Source organism: Streptomyces sp. NPDC006207, from assembly GCF_040613835.1.
GTDB lineage: Bacteria > Actinomycetota > Actinomycetes > Streptomycetales > Streptomycetaceae > Actinacidiphila.
Genome location: NZ_JBEXSX010000089.1, coordinates 1 through 20,668, shown reverse-complemented (window position 1 = coordinate 20,668; position 20,668 = coordinate 1). Strand labels below are relative to the sequence as shown.

Here is a 20,668-nt window from a genome sequence, read left to right as displayed (position 1 = left end):
GAGGGCCCGGTATTCGCTCGAACGGGTGATGCCGATCACGCTGGGCGAGAGCGTGGCAGCGGCACGTGATGGGCTCGGTAGCATCAAGCACCGGCACGGAAGCCATCCCGCCGGTGGGTGACGCTGCCGGAGGTGCCGCATGAGACCGGACAACGCAGTGGAGACCGCCCCGGGCGCCGCAGGACGCAGGCGCATCCCCCGGGCCGCGGACCTGCGCCGGCTGGGGCGCGCCGCCCTGCTGGGCCCCGGCGGCCGCGCCGGCCGGCTGCCGGAGTCCATCGAGCACATCGCCAAGGTGCACCGCGCCCGACATCCCGGCGCGGACCTCGCCATCCTGCACACGGCGTACGTGCTCGCCGAGTCCTCGCACCGCGGCCAGATGCGCAAGAGCGGGGAGCCGTACATCACGCACCCGCTCGCCGTGACCCTGATCCTCGCCGAACTCGGGGCGGAGACCACGACGTTGACCGCGTCGCTGCTCCACGACACCGTCGAGGACACCGATGTGACGCTCGATCAGGTGCGGGAGGAGTTCGGCGAGGAGGTCCGCTTCCTCGTCGACGGCGTCACCAAGCTGGAGAAGGTGGACTACGGCGCCGCCGCCGAGCCCGAGACCTTCCGCAAGATGCTCGTCGCCACCGGCAACGACGTCCGCGTCATGTCCATCAAGCTCGCCGACCGGCTGCACAACATGCGCACCCTCGGCGTCATGCGCCCCGAGAAACAGGCCCGCATCGCGAAGGTCACCCGGGACGTGCTGATCCCGCTCGCCGAACGCCTCGGCGTCCAGGCGCTGAAGACCGAACTGGAGGACCTGGTCTTCGCCATCCTCCACCCCGAGGACTACCTCCGCACCACCGAACTCATCCTGGAGCACGCCGCCCTGCCCGATCCGCTGGGCGCCGTCGCCGAGGACGTCCGCAAGGTGCTCCGCGAGGCCGGCATCAGCTCCGAGGTCGAGGTACGGCCCCGGCACGTGGTGTCCGTGCACCGCGTGCGGCTCAAGCGCGGCGGCGCGCAGCCCGGCGGCAGCGACTTCGGGCGGGTGCTGATCCAGGTCGCCGAGGACGCCGACTGCTACGCCGTCCTCGGTGAACTGCACACCTGCTTCACCCCCGTGATCGCGGAGTTCAAGGACTTCATCGCGGCGCCCAAGTTCAATCTGTACCAGTCGCTGCACACCGCCATCCGCGACGGCGAGGGCCGCATCGCCGAAGTCCTCATCCGCACACGGCAGATGCACCACACCGCCGAGGCCGGGGTCATCGCGCTCGGCAACCCGTACGCCACCGCCGAGGCGGCGGACTCCGACGAGGGCGAGCGCGTCGACCCCACGCGCCCCGGCTGGTTGGCCCGGTTGCTGGAGTGGCAGCGCGAGGCCCCCGACCCGGACTTCTTCTGGAGCACCCTGCGCGACGAGCTCGCCCAGGACCGCGAGATCACCGTCTTCTCCGCCGACGGCGGCACCGTGGGCCTGCCCGACGGCGCCACCTGTACCGACGCCGCGTACGCACTGCACGGTGAGGGCGCCCACTCCTGCGTCGGCGTGCGCGTCAACGGGCGGCTCGCGCCGCTCGGCACGGTCCTGCGGGACGGCGACACCGTCCAGCTCCTGATGGCCGAGGCCACCGACGGGGACGGGGACGGGTACGGGCCGTCGCCCGAGTGGCTGGAGCACGCCCGCACCCCGGCCGCCCGGATCGCCATCGCCCGCTGGCTGGAGGCCCACCCGGCGGCCACCGCCGAGGAGGAGCCGGCCGCCCCCGCCGTCCGCGCCGCCGCGACGGCCGCCCGCAGGGCCGCCGAACCGCTCGCGGACACCGACCCGCCCGGGACCGCCGTCCGCATGGCCCGCTGCTGCACGCCCGTGCCGCCCGACGGGATCACCGGCTTCCCCATCCGCGGCGGCACCGTCGCCGTGCACCGCAGCGAGTGTCCCGTCGCCGCGCGCATGGCCGCCTCGGGCCGCGCCAGGGTCGCCGTCCACTGGCGCTCCGACGCCCCCGTCACCGGCCATCGGGCCACCCTCTACGCCGAGGCGCTCGGCCGGCCCCGGCTGCTCGCCGACCTCACCGAGGTGATCGCCACCCAGGGCGTCGCCATCGTCTACGCGGCCGTGGAGCCGCCGCAGGAGCACCGCGTACGCCACACCTACACCGTCGAACTGCCCGACCCGGAAGCGCTGCCCGCCCTCATGCGCGCCATGCGCGCCGTCCCCGGTGTGTACGACGTGTACCGCGCCCAGGAGGCCGTGGCCGCCGCGCAGCCGTAGGGGAGTACCCGATCGGGTGGGGTGCTGACGTGCCGCCGGCGGGCGGGCACGGTGCGCTGATACCGGTATCCCATGATCGGATCCTTTGCGCGCCGTGCCACCGTCACCGCGGCGGCCGTGGTGGCGCTCACCGCGGCCGGACTGCCCGGCGACGCGACGCCCGCGGGGCTCGGTGACCGGCTCTACCCCGAACTCGGCAACCCCGGGTACGACGTCTACGACTACGACATCTCGTTCACCTACCGCGGCAACGACCGGCCCCTGGACGCGGTGACCCGGGTCGACGCGCTCGCCACGGACACCCTCGACCGCTTCCACCTCGACTTCCGCGGCGACGTCCGTTCCGTGCAGGTCAACGGCCGCCGGGCGGCGTTCAGCACCTGGCGCGAGGAACTGGTCGTCACCCCCGCCGTCCCGGTACCGCGCGGCGACCGCCTGCGGGTGACCGTCGTCCACACCAGCGACCCCGCGGTCAAGGGCGACACCGGCTGGATCCGCACCAAGGACGGCCTGGCCATGGCCAACCAGGCAGCCGCCGCCCACACCGTCTTCCCCTGCAACGACCACCCCTCGGACAAGGCCCGCTTCGCCTTCCACGTCACCGCGCCGAACGACCTCACCGTCGTCGCCAGCGGCCTGCCCGAGACGGCCGTCCGCAAGGGCCCCGTGACGACCTGGAACTACCGCACCGTCCACGTGATGGCCACCGAGCTCGCCCAGGTCTCCATCGGCCGCTCCGCGGTGCTGCGCCGCACCGGCCCCGGCGGCCTCCCGCTGCGCGACGTCGTCGGCTCCGCCGACCCCGACCGGGCCAAGCTGGAGAAGCGCCTGGCGATGACCGCCGGGCAGATCGCGTGGATGGAGCAGCAGGTCGGCCCGTACCCCTTCGAGACGTACGGCATCCTCAGCGCCGACACCGTCACCGGCTTCGAGCTGGAGACCCAGACCCTCTCGCTCTTCGAGCGGCGGGTGCTGCTGGCCCGGGAGGCCGACGCGGCTCCGGTGATGGTGCACGAACTGGCCCACCAGTGGTTCGGCGACAGCGTCTCGCCCGCGACCTGGTCCGACCTGTGGCTCAACGAGGGGCACGCCACCTGGTACCAGTGGCGCTACGCCGCCGAGCACTACCACGAGCTCACCCTGGAGCAGCTGGCCAAGGCCGCCTACGGCGCCGACGCGCGCCTGCGCCGCGACGGCGGCCCGGCCGCCGCCCCCAAGCCGCCCGGCGCCGACGGCAAGCTCGGCATCTTCCGCGGCAACGTCTACTACGGCGGAGCGCTCGTGCTGTACGCGCTGCGCCAGGAGATGGGCGCCGACGCCTTCCAGCGGCTGGAGCGGGCCTGGGTCGCCCGCCACCGCGACGGGGTCGCCTCCACCCGAAACTTCATCGCCCTCGCCTCCGAGGTCGCCGGCCGCGACCTGGGCGGCTTCCTGGGCGCCTGGCTCTACGGCCCGACCACGCCCCCGATGCCGGGCCACCCCGACTGGAAGCGCTCCGTGCCCGCCAAACCGGTGCACGGTCCCGCGCACCGGCGCAAGGCGGGGAAAGTCGCGTGACCCGGCGGCGACGACCGTGCGACCATCTAGGTGCGGCGACGGCGGCGTGCCCGGGCCGGGGGAATCCTCCGGGTCCGTTCGGCGTTGTCTCCGTACGAGGGGCGAGAGCCCCCCGTCCCGCCGATCTTTCGAGCAAAGGATCCAATGACCTCCTCTTCCTCCTCTTCTTCTGCCCGCAGCCGCCAGCGCCTCCCCGAGAGCCTTCGGGCCGACGCCCTGATGGAAGAGGACGTCGCCTGGAGTCACGAGATCGACGGAGAGCGTGACGGCGACCAGTTCGACCGCTCCGAGCGGGCGTCGCTGCGCCGCGTCGCAGGCCTCTCCACCGAGCTCGAGGACATCACCGAGGTCGAGTACCGCCAGCTCCGCCTGGAGCGGGTCGTGCTCGTCGGGGTCTGGACGGACGGCACGGTGCAGGACGCCGAGAACTCCCTCGCGGAGCTCGCCGCCCTCGCCGAGACCGCCGGCGCCCTCGTCCTGGACGGTGTGATCCAGCGGCGTGACAAGCCGGACCCGGCCACCTACATCGGTTCCGGCAAGGCCCAGGAGCTGCGCGACATCGTCATGGAGAGCGGTGCGGACACCGTGGTCTGCGACGGTGAGCTCAGCCCCGGCCAGCTCATCCACCTCGAGGACGTCGTCAAGGTCAAGGTCGTCGACCGCACCGCACTGATCCTCGACATCTTCGCGCAGCACGCCAAGAGCCGTGAGGGCAAGGCCCAGGTCTCGCTCGCGCAGATGCAGTACATGCTGCCGCGGCTGCGAGGCTGGGGTCAGTCGCTGTCCCGGCAGATGGGTGGCGGTGGCGCCGGCTCCTCGGGCGGCGGCATGGCGACCCGTGGTCCCGGTGAGACCAAGATCGAGACCGACCGGCGGCGCATCCGCGAGAGGATGGCCAAGATGCGCCGGGAGATCGCGGAGATGAAGACCAGCCGCGACCTCAAGCGCCAGGAGCGCAAGCGCCACAAGGTGCCCTCGGTGGCGATCGCCGGTTACACCAACGCCGGCAAGTCCTCACTGCTCAACCGGCTCACCGGCGCGGGCGTCCTGGTGGAGAACGCGCTGTTCGCCACCCTGGACCCGACCGTGCGCCGGGCGGAGACCCCGAGCGGCCGGCTCTACACCCTGGCCGACACCGTCGGTTTTGTGCGGCACCTGCCGCACCACCTGGTCGAGGCGTTCCGCTCCACCATGGAGGAGGTCGCCGAGGCCGACCTCATCCTGCACGTGGTGGACGGCTCGCACCCCAACCCGGACGAGCAGCTCGCCGCCGTGCGCGAGGTCTTCCGCGACGTCGGCGCGCTGGACGTGCCGGAGATCGTGGTGATCAACAAGGCGGACGCCGCCGACCCGGTGCTGCTGCAGTCCCTGCTGCGCCGTGAGAAGCACGCGATCGCCGTATCCGCCCGCACCGGGCGGGGCATCGCGGAGCTGCTCGCCATGGTGGACGACGAGCTGCCGCGGCCCGCCGTCGAGATCGAGGCCCTGGTGCCGTACACGCGCGGTGCGCTCGTCGCCCGCGTGCACGCGGACGGCGAGGTGCTCTCCGAGGAGCACACCGGCGAGGGCACCCTGCTCAAGGCGCGGGTGCACGACGAGCTCGCGGCGGAGCTCGAACCGTTCGCGCTGGTCGCGCGCCGCTAGGCGGCACGCACGTACGAGGAGGGCCCGCCCCAGGCCGGGGGCGGGCCCTCCTCGTGTCCGGCGGCGGTGTCAGCCGCGGATCGCGTCGAAGACCTCCTCGGCCTCGGCGCCCAGATGCGGTCCGGCCAGCCAGCGCGGACTGTCCTGCGGACCGATGGAGGTGTTGCTGACCAGGGCCGGCTTCCCGCCGGGCCCCCGGGCGAACCAGCCGCCGCCGGAGGATCCCGCCGTCATGGTGCAGCCGAGCCAGTGCATGGTCGGTGCCCCCGGGTCCAGCGCGAGGCGGACCGGGTCGCCCGAGCAGTGGTACTGCTGGTAGCCGAAGCCGTCGAAGGGGGCCGCGGCGGGGTAGCCGCGGATGTCCATGGAGTCGATGCCGGCCGAGGTGGGCGCGTCGAACCAGACCGGCACCGACGCCCCGACGGTCTCCTCCAGCGACGTGCCGGAGTCCGGGTTGGTCACCTTCAGCACCGCGAAGTCGTAGGGGTAGGCGGAACTCGTCTCCGAGGACTCCCCGCCCCCGTCGATCCACTGCTGGGAGGTCCCCGCCTCCGTCGCCCACCACGTGCCGTAGGGGGCGAGCTGCTCCTTGGTGGCGCTCCGCAGCGCGGCGCTGCTCAGGCCGGTGTCGTTGAAGGACGGCACGAAGACGATGTTGCGGTACCAGCCGCCCTGGGCGCCGGCGTGCACGCAGTGCCCCGCCGTCCACACCAGGTTGCTGCGGCCCGGGTTGGCCGGGTCGCCGACCACGGTCGCCGAGCAGACCGCCTGGCCGTCGGGCATGTCGAAGAGCAGCTTGCCCGTCGCCGGGGAGGCCTCGTGGTACGGGGTCGAAAGGCGCTGCGCCCGGATCGCGGCGGGCTCGCGGTCGGTGGTGCCGTCGTCCACCCGCCCCAGGTCGGGCCGTTGCTCGTTGTCCGGGGTCCCGTCGGCGTTGCGGAGCCGGTCGGCGTCCCAGAGGTCCTTGATGACGGGATTGATGAAGTCGGCCGCGTCGCGCAGCCACTTGTCCTTGTCCCAGTCCTTCCAGCCGCCGTTCTTCAGCGCGTCGGCCCACTGGTCCAGGTCGTCGAGGCTGGTCGGGAGGGCCGTCGGCAGCTGGAGGCCGCCGTCACCGGCCGTGGCGCTGGGTGTCGGGCTCGGCTTGGCGTCGGCGTTGTCGTCGGACGGGCCGCAGGCGGTCGCGGTCACGGCGAGCAGCGCCGCGGCGACGGCGGCCACGGCCAACCGGCTTATCGGTGCCATGGGTTGTGGTCCCCCTGTTGTGAACATGTCGTCTGCCCGCTCAAGGGCAACGCCTCACCGTGCCCTCGAAGGGAGGACGGCGGGTGCCGCACCCGCGGTTCCTCGCCAGGATCTCGGCCCGAGACAGTTGCCGGTAAGCGCGTGCGTCGTTGGTAGCTCCGGGGACGGAGCAGACGACACCGAGGAGTGAGCACGTGGCCGCCATGCCGAGCGCCAGGAGCCGACCGGCGGTGCACGAGGGCGAGTTCGACGACACCGAGGGCATCCTGCGGCGTCAGTCGGCGCGCGAGTCCGCCGCCCGCACCTACGCCCGCTCGCTGCCCGTCGTCCCCGTGCGCGCCCGCGGCATGACCGTCGAGGGAGCGGACGGCCGCCGCTACCTCGACTGCCTCTCCGGCGCCGGCACCCTCGCCCTCGGCCACAACCACCCCGTCGTCCTCGAGGCCATCCGCGCCGTCCTCGACTCCGGTGCCCCGCTCCACGTGCTGGACCTCGCCACCCCCGTCAAGGACGCCTTCACCACCGCGCTCTTCGAGACCCTGCCGCGCGAACTCGCCGACCACGGACGCATCCAGTTCTGCGGCCCGGCCGGCACCGACGCAGTCGAGGCCGCCCTCAAACTCGTCCGCACCGCCACCGGCCGCAGCGGACTGCTCGCCTTCTCCGGCGGCTACCACGGCATGACCGCCGCCGCCCTCGCCGCCACCGGGGACATCGCCGTGCGGGGCGCGTCCGGCGCCGTCGACGCCCGGATCACCCGGCTCCCCTACCCGTACGGCTACCGCTGCCCGTTCGGCGTCGGCGGGGAACACGGCGCCGAACTCTCCGCCCGCCTGACGGAGAACCTGCTCGACGACCCCAAGGGCGGCATCCAGCCCCCCGCGGGCATGCTCCTCGAACCCGTCCAGGGCGAGGGCGGTGTCATCCCCGCCCCCGACACCTGGCTGCGGCGGATGCGCGACCTCACCGCGGCCCGCGGCATCCCGCTCATCGCCGACGAGGTGCAGACCGGCGTGGGGCGCACCGGGACCTTCTGGGCCGTCGAGCACAGCGGCGTCGTCCCGGACGTGATGGTGCTGTCCAAGGCGATCGGCGGCAGCCTCCCGCTCGCCGTCATCGTCTACCGCGAGGAACTCGACTCCTGGCAGCCCGGTGCCCACGCGGGCACCTTCCGCGGCAACCAGCTCGCCATGGCCGCGGGCACGGCCACCCTCGCCTACGTGCGGCGCAACGGCCTCGCCGAGCGCGCCGCCGAGCTCGGTGCCCGGATGCTCGCCCGGCTGCGGGCCCTGGCCGCGGAGCACCCCTGCGTCGGCGACGTCCGCGGCCGCGGCCTCATGCTGGGCGTCGAACTCGTCGACCCGGACGCCGCCCCCGGCCCCCGGGGCGTCCCCCCGACCGCGCCCCGCCTCGCGGCGGCCGTCCGGCGGGCCGCCCTCGACCGCGGCCTCATCGTCGAACTCGGCGGCCGCGACGCCGCCGTGATCCGGCTGCTGCCCCCGCTGACGATCACCGAAGAACAGTCAGAAGCCGTCCTCGACCGCCTCGCCGACGCCCTCGTCGCGGCGACGGCGGTCCGGGCGTGACCTCGTGCCCACCGGCCCCGCCCCGGGGCGGACCGCACCGGGCGCCGACCCCTCACGGAGCGAAGCGATGACCGTACGTCCCGGCGACGAAGCCACCGTGGCAGCCGTCCCCCAGCAGCGCGCCGCCGCGGCCGAAATGCCGGGCCGGGCCGAACCGCCGGCCCACGCCGGGCTGCCCGGACCGTCCGCCCCGTCACCCGGCGACGACCCCCTGGAGCAGGCGGATCCGTGGGCCGCCGCCGACGCCGCCGGCACGGAGGCCCTGCTGCGCTGCTGGGTCCGCGAGACGGGGCTGCCACCGGAGCCGGACGGCCGCACCCTGCGCGTGCCGCTGCCCGCCGGCGGCGCGGAACTCCTCGTCCCGGTCCTGCACTGGTCGGCCGTCGGCCACCACCGCCTCGGCGCCCCGCGCCCCGCCGCCGGGGGCGCCGCACTGGACGCCGTCACCCTCGCCGCGCTGCTCGCACGGGAGGCCGCCGCGGCCGGTCCGGACGGTCCCGGCCTCGTCGCGCGGGTCGCCGACTCCGTACGCCAGACCGCCGCCTTCCTCTCCGCACGCCGCGCCCGCCCCGCCGCCCCCCGGGGGACCCACCCCTTCCTCGACTCCGAGCAGGCCCTCGTCCTGGGCCACCCGCTCCACCCCGCGCCCAAGGGCCGGGAAGGACTCACCGAGACCGAGGCCGTGGTCTACGCCCCGGAAACGCGCGGGGCCTTCGCCCTGCACTGGCTGTCCGTGCACCGCTCGCTGCTGGCCACCGACTCCGCCTGGACCGAACGCGGCCGCCCGGTCCCCGCCGAGCACCTGCTGGCGGCCCTCGCCGGACCGGAACTCGCCCGGCGGCTGCCCGCCGGCACCGTGGCCCTGCCGCTCCACCCCTGGCAGGCCCGCGAGGTCGCCCACCGCCCGGCGGTGCGCGCACTGCTGGAGGCCGGGCTCCTCCACGACCTCGGGGCCGCGGGCGACCCCTGGCACCCCACGTCCTCGCTGCGCACGGTGTTCCGTCCGGGCGCCCCCGCGATGCTCAAGCTCTCGCTGGCCCTGCGGATCACCAACTCCCGCCGCGAGAACCTCCGCAAGGAACTCCACCGGGGCGTCGAGGTGCACCGGCTGCTGCGGGCCGGCCTCGCCGCGCGCTGGCACGCCGCGCACCCCGGGTTCGACATCGTCCGCGACCCCGCCTGGCTGGCCGTCGGCACCGCCTCCGGCGCCCCCGTACCCGGCCTCGACGTCGTCCTGCGGCACAACCCCTTCGGCCCCGGCGACGAGGTGCGCTGCCTCGCCGGGATCACGGCCCTGCGCCCCGCGCCGGACGGGGGCGCCCTGCGGTCCCGGCTCGGCGAACTGCTGGGCCGGCTCGCGTCCCGTACCCGACGACCGGTGACGGCCGTCGCCACCGAGTGGTTCCTGCGCTACCTGGACGCCGTGGTCCGGCCGGTGCTGTGGCTGGACGGTGAGGCGGGCATCGCCCTGGAGGCCCACCAGCAGAACACCCTGGTCGTCCTCGACGCCCACGGCTGGCCGGCCGGCGGCCGCTACCGCGACAACCAGGGCTACTACTTCCGCGAGTCCGCGCGCGCCGGGCTCACCGCCCTGCTGCCCGGGGCCGGCGGGAGCAGCGACACCTTCGTGGCCGACGCCGTGGCGGACGAGCGCTTCGCCTACTACCTCGGCGTCAACAACGTCCTCGGCCTGGTCGGCGCCTTGGGCTCCCAGCGCCTCGCCGACGAACGGGTGCTCCTCGCCGCCCTGCGCCGCTTCCTGGAGCAGGCCGCCCGCACCGGCCGCTCCGGCCTGCCCGCACGGCTGCTGGCGGAACCCGGGCTGCGCTGCAAGGCCAACCTCCTCACCCGGCTGCACGGGATGGACGAGCTGGCCGGCCCCGTCGACACCCAGTCCGTCTACGTCACCGTCCCCAACCCCCTCACCGCCTGACGAGAGGAGGCCGCGACCACCGTGGCGACCGCCGACCCCACCCCCGCCCCCGTGTGCCCGCCCGCGACCGCCGACCCCCGGGACCCCGGCGCCGGGAACGCCGACGACACCCTCGACCTGGAACTGCCGCCCGAGCTCCGCGCCCTCCTCGACGAGGACGTCACCGCCGACGACCGCGCCGGCGGCCCGGCCCCGCTCGACGACCTCCTCGACGGCGTCGCCGACTGGGGGCCGGTCGGCACCCCCGCGGGCACCTTCCAGCTCGTCCCCGTACGCCCCGAGCGCGACCTCCCGGTCATCACCCACTGGATGAACGACCCCGCCGTCGCGGAGTTCTGGGACCTCGCGGGCCGGCCCGAGGTCGCCGAGCGGCACCTGCGCGCCCAGCTCGACGGCGACGGGCGCAGCATGCCCTGCGTCGGGGTCCTCGACGGGGTGCCCATGAGCTACTGGGAGGTGTACCGCGCCGACCTCGACGCGGTGGCCCGCTACTACCCGGCCCGCCCTCACGACACCGGGCTCCACCTGCTCATCGGTCCCGTCGCCGACCGGGCCCGCGGCCTCGGCGGCACCCTGCTGCGGGCCGTCGCCGACCACGCCCTGCGGCAGCGCCCCCGGTGCACCCGGGTGATCGCCGAGCCCGACCTGCGCAACACCCCGTCCGTGGCCGCCTTCCTCGCCGCGGGCTTCCGCTTCTCCGCGGAGGTCGAGCTGCCCGGCAAGCGGGCCGCGCTGCTGGTCCGCGACCGCACGCTGCGTCACGTCCTGTGACCGGCCGCGCCCGCGGGCGGGCGCCGGTACGTGCGGTGGCGACCGCGGTGTCAGTGCCGCCCCGTAGGCTGGATGCCCTATGACACAGCCCGCGAAGCCCGCCCTCACCGACCTCCTCCACGCCGCCGTCACCGCGGTCGGCGGAGTGGAGCGCCCCGGCCAGGTCACCATGGCCGAAGCCGTCGCCGAAGCCGTCGACAGCGGCTCCCACCTGCTGGTCCAGGCCGGCACCGGAACCGGCAAGTCGCTGGGCTACCTGGTGCCCGCGCTGGCGCAGGGCGAACGCGTCGTGGTGGCCACCGCGACCCTGGCCCTGCAGCGCCAGCTCGTCGAGCGCGACCTGCCGCGCACCGTCACCGCGCTGCAGCCGCTGCTGCGCCGCGAGCCGCAGTTCGCGATGCTCAAGGGCCGCTCCAACTACCTGTGCCTGCACCGGCTCCACGAGGGCGTGCCGCAGGACGAGGGCGACGGGCTCTTCGACCAGTTCGAGGCCGCGGCGCCGACCAGCAAGCTCGGCCAGGACCTGCTCCGGCTGCGCGACTGGTCGGACGAGACGGAGAGCGGCGACCGCGACGACCTCACCCCCGGCGTATCGGACCGCGCCTGGCAGCAGGTCTCGGTGACCTCCCGCGAGTGCCTGGGCGCCTCGCGCTGCGCCTACGGCGCCGAGTGCTTCGCGGAGGCGGCGCGCGAGCGCGCCAAGCTCGCCGACGTCGTGGTCACCAACCACGCGCTGCTGGCCATCGACGCCCTGGAGGGCGCGCCCGTCCTGCCCAGCCACGAGGTGCTGGTCGTCGACGAGGCCCATGAACTGGTCTCGCGCGTCACCGGGGTCGCCACGGGCGAGCTCACCCCCGGCAGGGTCAACCGGACGGTGAAGCTCGCGGCCAAGCTGGTCAACGAGAAGGCCGCGGACGCCCTGATGAGCGCGTCGGAGGGCTTCGAGCGGCTCATGGAGCTGGCCCTCCCCGGGCGTCTGGAGGAGCTGCCCGAGGATCTCCGCTACGCCCTGATGGCGCTGCGCGACGCCTGCCGTCAGGTCATCACCTCGCTCGGCGAGACCCGTGACCGCTCCGTGCAGGACGAGGACGCCGTGCGGAAGATGGCCCTCGCCGCCACGGAGAACGTCCACGAGGTCGCCGAGCGCATCGTGGAGGGCTCCGAGTACGACGTCGTCTGGTACGAGCGCCACGACCGCTTCGGCGCCTCGCTGCGGGTCGCCCCGCTCAGCGTCTCCGGACTGCTGCGGGAGAAGCTGTTCACCGAGCGATCCGTCGTCCTGACCTCGGCCACGCTGCGGCTCGGCGGCGACTTCAACGGGGTCGCGGCCTCGCTCGGGCTGGCCCCGGAGGGCACCGTGGCCGCCGAGGGCGAGGAGGAGCCGCCGGTGTGGAAGGGCGTCGACGTCGGTTCGCCCTTCGACTACCCCCGGCAGGGCATCCTCTACGTCGCCCGTCATCTGTCGCAGCCCGGCCGGGACAGCGGCCGCGAGGACATGCTGGACGAGCTCGCGGAGCTGATCGAGGCCGCGGGCGGCCGTACGCTCGGGCTGTTCTCGTCCATGCGTGCGGCCCAGGGCGCCGCCGAGGTGCTGCGCGGCCGCATCGACCACCCGGTCCTGCTGCAGGGCGAGGAGACCCTGGGCGAGCTGATCCGCCGCTTCGCCTCCGACGCCCGCACCTGCCTGTTCGGCACCCTCTCGCTCTGGCAGGGCGTGGACGTGCCCGGGCCGAACTGCCAGTTGGTCGTCATGGACCGGATCCCGTTCCCCCGCCCCGACGACCCGCTGATGAGCGCGCGCCAGAAGGCGGTGGAGGACAGGGGCGGCAACGGTTTCATGGCGGTCGCGGCCACGCACGCGGCCCTGCTCATGGCGCAGGGCGCCGGCCGGCTGGTGCGGGCCTCCGGGGACCGCGGGGTCGTCGCCGTCCTCGACCCCCGGCTGGTGACGGCCCGCTACGGCGGCTTCATCAAGGCCTCGATGCCGGACTTCTGGCAGACGACCGACCGCAACCAGGTCCGCCGTTCGCTGGCCGCCATCGACGCCGCCGCCTCGGCGGCCGAGTGACGCCACCGGGCACCCCCGGCAGAGCACGACAGCAGCCCCGGCACACAACGGGGCCCCGGAACCGGCGCAGAGGTTCCGGGGCCCGGTCACGGGCGGGTCCTTGGCTCAGACCCGGCGCAGTACCGCCACCACCTTGCCGAGGATGGTCGCCTCGTCACCGGCGATGGGCTGGTACGCGGCATTGTGCGGCATCAGCCACACATGCCCGTCCTCGCGCTTGAAGCGCTTGACCGTGGCCTCTCCCTCGATCATCGCGGCGACGATGTCGCCGTTCTCCGCGACCGGCTGACGGCGCACGGTCACCCAGTCGCCGTCGCAGATGGCCGCCTCGATCATCGAGTCGCCGACGACCTTCAGGACGAACAGCTCGCCGTCGCCCACCAGCTGGCGGGGGAGCGGGAACACGTCCTCCACGGACTCCTCGGCGAGGATCGGGCCACCGGCGGCGATCCGGCCCACCAGGGGGACGTACGACGCGGACGGCTTGCCCGCGGTGTCCGTGGGCTGCGCCTGCGCGGAGTCGGAGGCGCGTACCTCGTAAGCGCGGGGCCGGTGCGGGTCACGCCGGAGGAAGCCCTTGCGCTCCAGCGCCATGAGCTGATGGGCGACCGACGAGGTGCTCGACAGCCCGACGGCCTGGCCGATCTCGCGCATGGACGGCGGGTATCCGCGCCGCTGGACGGAATCCCGGATCACCTCGATGACGCGCCTTTGGCGGTCGGTGAGTCCGGAACTGTCCGCCCGGATTCCTGGAGGTCGTCCGGGTAGCGCTCGCGCGGGCTTTGGCGTCTCGTCGTTCATCGCTTCCATCGGGCGTAGCCGGTCCTGGGGGCGGTCATGGGCGGTCAATGTGGCGCTGTCGGCGGTGGTGGTCACGGCGGCCCCTCTCGAGATGTTCTCCCTAGTAGGACAACGGTAGTTGCTTTCGAAAGGTTGCGCCAAACACACGTTCGAGTGAATTTGCGCGGATCCGGTGACGCGATCAAGGTGTAGATGGTATTGATCGAATATAATTTCGAATTCAGCCCGCATTCGGGATCCGAACGCCGTTTCCCCGGGCGGTATTGCGGTGTCGCCCCGGTCCGCCCGCCCGGTTCCATGATGCGCGAGCCGTGACGATCCGTACACCCAGTGTGTCATCCGCGCCCCGGCTCTCCCGGGAGGCCGCGCGTCGCGTAGGCTCCCGTCCCGTCGGCGGGCCGCGACACGCGGTCCGCGCGATGGGTGCATATGGCCGCCACGCCACCAGATCTAGTGGTTGGATGGGGTCCAGCCCCCACAAGTAGTGGTCCCCGGGTCATCAAGCCCTCCCGGATCGCCTATGCTTGTGGCTGCTTCGCGGGGCCGTGACCGGCCCCTCGGGCTCAGAAGTCGTGCGCTCACCGTGGGTGAGGGAGGGAGAGGGAAACGATGCACTGCCCCTTCTGCCGACACCCCGACAGCCGCGTCGTCGACAGCCGGACCACCGACGACGGCACCTCGATCCGTCGTCGCCGGCAGTGTCCCGACTGCGGCCGCCGCTTCACCACCGTGGAGACGGCCTCGCTGATGGTGATCAAGCGCAGCGGGGTCACCGAACCCTTCAGCCGTAACAAGGTCATCGCCGGAGTCCGCAAGGCCTGCCAGGGCCGGCCCGTCACCGAGGACGCCCTCGCCCAGCTCGGGCAGCGCGTCGAGGAGGCGGTGCGCGCCACGGGCAGCGCCGAGCTGTCGACCCACGACGTCGGACTGGCCATACTCGGCCCGCTGAAGGACCTGGACCTGGTCGCCTACCTCCGCTTCGCCTCCGTCTACCGGGCCTTCGACTCGCTCGAGGACTTCGAGACGGCGATCGCCGAGCTGCGCGACCAGGGACCACCGGACGACACCGGTGGGCGGGACCGGGACGGAGCCGTCCCGACCGCCGCCGTCGCCGCAGAGTAGCGGCGGCACACCGGTACGAGACTTGCCGGGCACCCGGGGGTGTACCGGCCGTGAGAGACACAGACGCGGGAAGACCGCGGCGCTTCAGGGCGTTTTACCTGTAATGCCTGTAATGGGAGGCGGCACATGACAGAGACGACGAGCGGCCCGGCACGGAGCTCCCGAGCCAAGGCCGGCAAGGCGGCCGCGGCGGCTCCGGCCGCCAAGGGCCTGCGCATCGAGCGCATCCACACCACCCCGGGGACGCACCCCTACGACGAGGTGGCCTGGGAACGCCGTGACGTCGTCATGACCAACTGGCGCGACGGCTCGATCAACTTCGAGCAGCGCGGCGTGGAGTTCCCCGACTTCTGGTCGGTGAACGCGGTCAACATCGTCACCAGCAAGTACTTCCGCGGTGCCGTCGGTTCCCCGCAGCGCGAGAGCAGCCTCCGCCAGCTGATCGACCGCGTGGTCACGACGTACCGCAAGGCCGGCGAGGACCACGGCTACTTCGCGTCGCCCGCCGATGCGGAGATCTTCGAGCACGAGCTCACCTGGGCCCTGCTCCACCAGGTCTTCAGCTTCAACTCCCCGGTCTGGTTCAACGTCGGCACCGCCCAGCCGCAGCAGGTCTCGGCGTGCTTCATCCTCTCGGTCGACGACTCCATGGAGTCCATCCTCGACTGGTACAAGGAAGAGGGGATGATCTTCAAGGGCGGTTCCGGCGCGGGCCTGAACCTCTCCCGCATCCGCTCCTCCAAGGAGCTGCTCTCCTCCGGCGGCAACGCCTCCGGCCCCGTCTCCTTCATGCGCGGCGCGGACGCCTCCGCCGGCACCATCAAGTCCGGCGGCGCCACCCGCCGCGCGGCCAAGATGGTCGTCCTGGACGTCGACCACCCCGACGTCGAGGCCTTCATCGAGACCAAGGTGAAGGAGGAGGAGAAGATCCGCGCCCTGCGCGACGCGGGCTTCGACATGGACCTGGGCGGCGACGACATCGCGTCCGTCCAGTACCAGAACGCCAACAACTCCGTCCGCGTGAACGAAGAGTTCATGAAGGCGTACGAGAACGGCGAGAAGTTCGGCCTGCGCGCCCGGATGACCGGCGAGGTCATCGAGGAGATCGACGCCAAGGCGCTGTTCCGCAAGCTGGCCGAGGCCGCCTGGGCCTGCGCCGACCCCGGCATCCAGTACGACGACGTCATCAACCACTGGCACACCACGCCGGAGACCGGCCGCATCACCGCGTCCAACCCCTGCAGCGAGTACATGCACCTGGACAACTCGTCCTGCAACCTCGCCTCGCTCAACCTGATGAAGTTCCTCGACGACGACGGGAAGGGCAACCAGCGCTTCGACGCCGTGCGCTTCGCCAAGGTCGTCGAGCTCGTCATCACCGCGATGGACATCTCCATCTCCTTCGCGGACTTCCCGACGCAGAAGATCGGCGAGACCACCCGGGCCTTCCGCCAGCTGGGCGTCGGCTACGCCAACCTCGGCGCGCTGCTCATGGCGACCGGCCACGCCTACGACTCCGAGGGCGGCCGCGCGCTGGCCGGTGCCATCACCTCCCTGATGACCGGCATCTCGTACAAGCGTTCCGCGGAGCTCGCCGAGGTCGTCGGCCCGTACGACGGCTACGCCCGCAACGCCACCGCCCACAAGCGCGTCATGAAGCAGCACTCCGACGCCAACGCGGTCGCCACGCGGATGGACGACCTGGACTCCCCGGTCTGGGCCGCGGCCACCGAGGCCTGGCAGGACGTCCTGCGCCTCGGCGAGAAGAACGGATTCCGCAACGCGCAGGCCTCCCTGCTGGCCCCGACCGGCACCATCGGCCTGATGATGGACTGCGACACCACCGGGATCGAGCCGGACCTCGCCCTGGTCAAGTTCAAGAAGCTGGTCGGCGGCGGCTCCATGCAGATCGTGAACAACACGGTCCCGCAGGCCCTGCACCGCCTGGGCTACCAGCAGGAGCAGATCGAGGCGATCGTCGCCCACATCTCCGAGCACGGCAGCGTCATCGACGCGCCCGGCCTGAAGTCCGAGCACTACGAGGTCTTCGACTGCGCCATGGGCGAGCGCTCCATCGCGCCGATGGGCCACGTCCGGATGATGGCCGCGACCCAGCCGTTCCTGTCCGGCGCCATCTCCAAGACGGTCAACATGCCGGAGTCGGCGACCGTCGAGGAGATCGAGGAGATCTACTACGAGGGCTGGAAGCTCGGCCTGAAGGCGCTCGCGATCTACCGCGACAACTGCAAGGTCGGCCAGCCGCTCTCCGCCAAGAAGAAGGCGGACGAGAAGAAGGCCGAGACGGCGGAGGCCCCCGCCGCGGTCGAGAAGGTCGTCGAGTACCGCCCGGTCCGCCGCCGGCTCCCCAAGGGCCGTCCGGGGATCACCACCTCCTTCACGGTGGGTGGCGCCGAGGGCTACATGACCGCGAACTCCTACCCGGACGACGGTCTGGGCGAGGTCTTCCTGAAGATGTCCAAGCAGGGCTCGACCCTCGCGGGCATGATGGACGCCTTCTCCATCGCCGTCTCCGTCGGCCTGCAGTACGGCGTGCCGCTGGAGACCTACGTCTCGAAGTTCACCAACATGCGCTTCGAGCCGGCCGGTCTCACGGACGACCCGGACGTGCGGATGGCGCAGTCGATCGTCGACTACATCTTCCGCCGCCTGGCGTTGGACTTCCTGCCCTTCGAGACCCGCTCCGCCCTCGGCATCCACTCCGCCGAGGAGCGCCAGCGCCACCTCGACACGGGCTCGTACGAGCCCGCCGCCGAGGAGGTCGACGTCGAGGGCCTGGCGCAGTCCGCCCCGCGCCAGACCGAGGCGCCCAAGCCGGCCGCCACGGCCAAGCCCGAGGTCGTCGCGGTGACCCCGGCGCCGAAGACCGCGCACAACTCCACGGAGCTGCTGGAGATCCAGCTCGGCCTCAACGCCGACGCCCCGCTCTGCTTCTCCTGCGGCACGAAGATGCGCCGCGCGGGCAGCTGCTACCTCTGCGAGGGCTGCGGCTCCACCAGCGGCTGCAGCTGATCCCGGGCGGTCGTCACCCGAAGGTGCCCGCGAGGGGGATCCGGATTCGTCCCGGATCCCCCTCGCGGGTTTTCCCGTCGGCACCGCCCGGGGCTTGCCGGCACCTGAAGTGAGGCCGGGCCGTCAGGCCGGCAGCGGCCGGTAGGCGGTGCCGGCCAGGACGCCGCTCGTCGAGGACGGGCCCCGGCCCTCCTCGATGAGCGGCGCTCGGCCGGCCAGCGCCTCCGTGGACCTCCGGCCGGATTGCTTTTCCTCCGGTATTCGTGCCGCCGAGAATGGCACGCACCTCCTATTCCCCTGCGTCGCGACGCGATTAGGGTCGAGGGGGTTGTCGAATTCCCGTGACGGTGAGGCGTTTTCCCTCCTCCGGCGATCGGCGCTCCCTTCCCCGCACGCCAAGGAGTTCCCGTTGTCCACCGATCCCCTCGCCGACACCGTCGCCTCGCTGATCCCGGCAGCGCGGGACGAGCTCGCGGAACTCGTCGCGTTCAGGTCGGTCGCGGACCCGGCCGTGTCACCCCCCGAGGAATGCCACAAGGCTGCCGCCTGGGTGGCCGGCGCCCTGCGGGACGAAGGATTCGACGACGTACGCGTCCTCGACATGCCCGACGGCCACCAGTCCGTCCACGGTCACCTCGCGGGGCCGGCGGGGGCTCCCACGATCCTGTTGTACGCGCACTACGACGTCCAGCCGGCCCCGGACGAACAGGCCTGGCGCACCCCGCCGTTCGAGCTGACCGAGCGCGACGGACGGTGGTACGGACGCGGCACCGCGGACTGCAAGGGCGCCGTGGTCATGCACCTCCTGGCCCTGCGCGCGCTCAAGGCGCACGGCGGCGTGCCGCTGAACGTCAAGGTGATCGTGGAGGGCTCCGAGGAGCAGGCGACGGGCGGCCTGGGACGGTACGCGCGGGCCCACCCCGAAGTGCTCGAAGCCGACGTGATCCTCATCGGTGACGCCGGGAACTTCCGCCTCGGGATGCCGACCGTCACCGCGTCGCTGCGCGGCATCACGATGCTCCGGATCGGCGTCGAGACCCTGCGCGGCAACCTGCACTCCGGCCAGTTCGGCGGGGCCGCGCCCGACGCGCTCACCGCGCTCGTGAAGATCCTCGGCTCGCTGGTGGACGACGACGGATCGCCCCGGGTCGAAGGCCTGGAGACCGACGGCGCATGGCGAGGACTGGCCTACCCCGAGGCCGATTCCCGCGTGGACGGCGGGGTACTGGACGGGGTGGACCTCGTCGGCACCGGCTCCGTGGCGGACCGGCTCTGGGCACGGCCGTCCCTCAGCGTGATGGGCATCGACTGTCCCCCCGTCGTGGGTGCCACCCCTTCCGTCCACGCAAGCGCGCGGGCGGCGATCAGCCTGCGCATCCCTCCGGGCGTCGACGCCGCGCAGGCCACGGAGCTGCTGACCGCCCAGATCGAGAAGCACACCCCGTGGGGCGCACGGGTGTCCGTGGAGCAGGTCGCCCAGGGCGAGCCGTTCCTCGCCGACACCTCGAGCCCCGCCTACACCGCCATGGCCGAGGCCATGCGCACGGCCTACAGCGGTCGCGACCTGAACATCGCGGGGCTCGGCGGCGGCATCCCCCTGTGCAACACCCTCGCCTCCCTCTACCCACGGGCGGAGATCCTCCTGATCGGGTTGTGCGAACCGGAGGCACAGATCCACGCCGTGGACGAGAGCGTGTCCGTCGACGAACTGCGGCGGCTCGCCGTCGCCGAAGCCCATTTCATGCGCCACTACGCCGGAACGGGAATCCGCGGATAGCGGGCGGATCCCATGAATCAGGTGCCATTACCGAGGGGAAGCGCCGTCGTCCACACCGCGGCCCCCGATTCGCGATCCGTCACTGATCCCGCAGCACCCGCGGCGACCCGCTGCCCGGAGGCATCCGCCGTCCGGCGGCGCGCGCCGCGGCTCGCCCGCCTCCTGGAGCACCCGGTGCGGAAAGCACTCGTACCCGCCGTACTCGCCACCGCCGTACTCGGTGTGTTCGCCGTCGTGCAGCCACGCGGTTCCGACGCGCACGGGGCGGCGGTCGAGGCCGCCCCCCCCCGGCCGGTCTGCGGGTCGGCGCCGTCTGCTCGTCGGACATCGACTACGCCACCGAGGTCTCCTGCGGGCTGGGGAACTTCGGCGACGTCCGCTTCCGGTGCGGGTCCGCGGGCACCGCGGCCGCTCCGTGCCCGCGGACCCGCACCGTCACCCTCGAGAACACCGGGCGTACCGCCCTGCGGCTCGTCACCGTCAGCGGCTCGGCGCCGGGTGAGCGGCACGAGACCGTCTCCCGCCTGCTGCGCCCCGGGACCCGGACGGCCCTGGGGCCCCGGGCCGGCGACACCTACCTCTACGACATCGTCCTGCGTTTCGACGCGGGCCCGGCGCAGGCACGGGTCGTCGCCCTGTCCTGAGCCCGGCCGGTCGAAGGGACCCGTCAACGGATGACCAAGGAGAATCGCGCGATGTCCGAGCTCGGACGCCTGGTGGCCGGGAGATACCGGCTGGTCGAGCGGATAGGCCGTGGCGGCATGGGTACGGTCTGGCGGGCCGAGGACGAGCTGCTGGGCCGTGCGGTGGCGGTCAAGCGCCTCCACCAGCCCCAGCCGCACCTGCAGGACGACGAGCTGGA

The 20,668-nt window shown here is 72.9% G+C and carries 12 protein-coding genes and 1 pseudogene; 11 read left to right on the top strand and 2 right to left on the bottom strand.

What is annotated here, in order from left to right; genetic code table 11:
* The first annotated feature begins 139 nt into the window (after window positions 1–139).
* From ABZ312_RS41160 to hflX, 3 genes are all read left to right on the top strand, one after another.
* Complete coding sequence (locus tag ABZ312_RS41160) at window positions 140–2,272, top strand: RelA/SpoT family protein (RefSeq protein WP_500329040.1); 2,133 nt, start codon at window positions 140–142, stop codon at window positions 2,270–2,272.
* A gap of 72 nt (window positions 2,273–2,344) precedes the next feature.
* Window positions 2,345–3,829, top strand: a complete 1,485-nt coding sequence (locus tag ABZ312_RS41155; RefSeq protein WP_500439917.1) for a M1 family metallopeptidase — start codon at window positions 2,345–2,347, stop codon at window positions 3,827–3,829.
* Window positions 3,830–3,973: 144 nt separating this feature from the next.
* Window positions 3,974–5,473, top strand: coding sequence for a GTPase HflX (gene hflX / locus ABZ312_RS41150; protein ID WP_500439916.1), 1,500 nt, complete (start codon window positions 3,974–3,976; stop codon window positions 5,471–5,473).
* Window positions 5,474–5,542: 69 nt separating this feature from the next.
* Here the strand turns inward: hflX and ABZ312_RS41145 are convergent, their stop codons facing one another.
* Complete coding sequence (locus tag ABZ312_RS41145) at window positions 5,543–6,718, bottom strand: trypsin-like serine peptidase (protein ID WP_500439915.1); 1,176 nt, start codon at window positions 6,716–6,718, stop codon at window positions 5,543–5,545.
* A gap of 203 nt (window positions 6,719–6,921) precedes the next feature.
* Between ABZ312_RS41145 and ABZ312_RS41140 the strand changes: the two genes are divergently transcribed.
* The 4 genes from ABZ312_RS41140 (at window position 6,922) to ABZ312_RS41125 (ending at window position 13,076) form a co-directional block, all read left to right on the top strand.
* On the top strand, window positions 6,922–8,304 hold the full coding sequence (locus ABZ312_RS41140; RefSeq protein ID WP_500439919.1) for a diaminobutyrate--2-oxoglutarate transaminase family protein: 1,383 nt from the start codon (window positions 6,922–6,924) through the stop codon (window positions 8,302–8,304).
* A 67-nt stretch (window positions 8,305–8,371) separates the two neighbouring features.
* Complete coding sequence (locus tag ABZ312_RS41135; RefSeq protein WP_500439914.1) at window positions 8,372–10,237, top strand: IucA/IucC family protein; 1,866 nt, start codon at window positions 8,372–8,374, stop codon at window positions 10,235–10,237.
* A gap of 21 nt (window positions 10,238–10,258) precedes the next feature.
* On the top strand, window positions 10,259–11,008 hold the full coding sequence (locus ABZ312_RS41130) for a GNAT family N-acetyltransferase (RefSeq protein WP_500329035.1): 750 nt from the start codon (window positions 10,259–10,261) through the stop codon (window positions 11,006–11,008).
* Window positions 11,009–11,087: 79 nt separating this feature from the next.
* Complete coding sequence (locus ABZ312_RS41125; RefSeq protein WP_500329034.1) at window positions 11,088–13,076, top strand: ATP-dependent DNA helicase; 1,989 nt, start codon at window positions 11,088–11,090, stop codon at window positions 13,074–13,076.
* A 105-nt stretch (window positions 13,077–13,181) separates the two neighbouring features.
* On the opposite strand, the gene lexA is transcribed toward ABZ312_RS41125, so the two are convergent.
* Window positions 13,182–13,952 (bottom strand): LexA family protein, encoded by a 771-nt coding sequence (gene lexA / locus ABZ312_RS41120; RefSeq protein WP_499514419.1) that lies wholly within the window; start codon window positions 13,950–13,952, stop codon window positions 13,182–13,184.
* A gap of 534 nt (window positions 13,953–14,486) precedes the next feature.
* Here lexA and nrdR point away from each other — a divergent pair.
* From nrdR to ABZ312_RS41100, 4 genes and pseudogenes are all read left to right on the top strand, one after another.
* On the top strand, window positions 14,487–14,999 hold the full coding sequence (nrdR, locus tag ABZ312_RS41115) for a transcriptional regulator NrdR (RefSeq protein WP_499514420.1): 513 nt from the start codon (window positions 14,487–14,489) through the stop codon (window positions 14,997–14,999).
* Window positions 15,000–15,125: 126 nt separating this feature from the next.
* Window positions 15,126–18,029 carry a vitamin B12-dependent ribonucleotide reductase gene (locus ABZ312_RS41110; protein WP_500360362.1) on the top strand — a complete coding sequence of 968 codons (2,904 nt, stop codon included), beginning with the start codon at window positions 15,126–15,128 and terminating at the stop codon, window positions 18,027–18,029.
* 409 nt (window positions 18,030–18,438) lie between these two features.
* A complete protein-coding gene (locus ABZ312_RS41105) occupies window positions 18,439–19,806 on the top strand; it encodes a dipeptidase (protein ID WP_500439913.1) in 1,368 nt (455 codons plus the stop codon).
* Between the two features lie 695 nt (window positions 19,807–20,501).
* Window positions 20,502–20,668: pseudogene (locus tag ABZ312_RS41100) on the top strand (serine/threonine protein kinase); the annotation flags it as partial.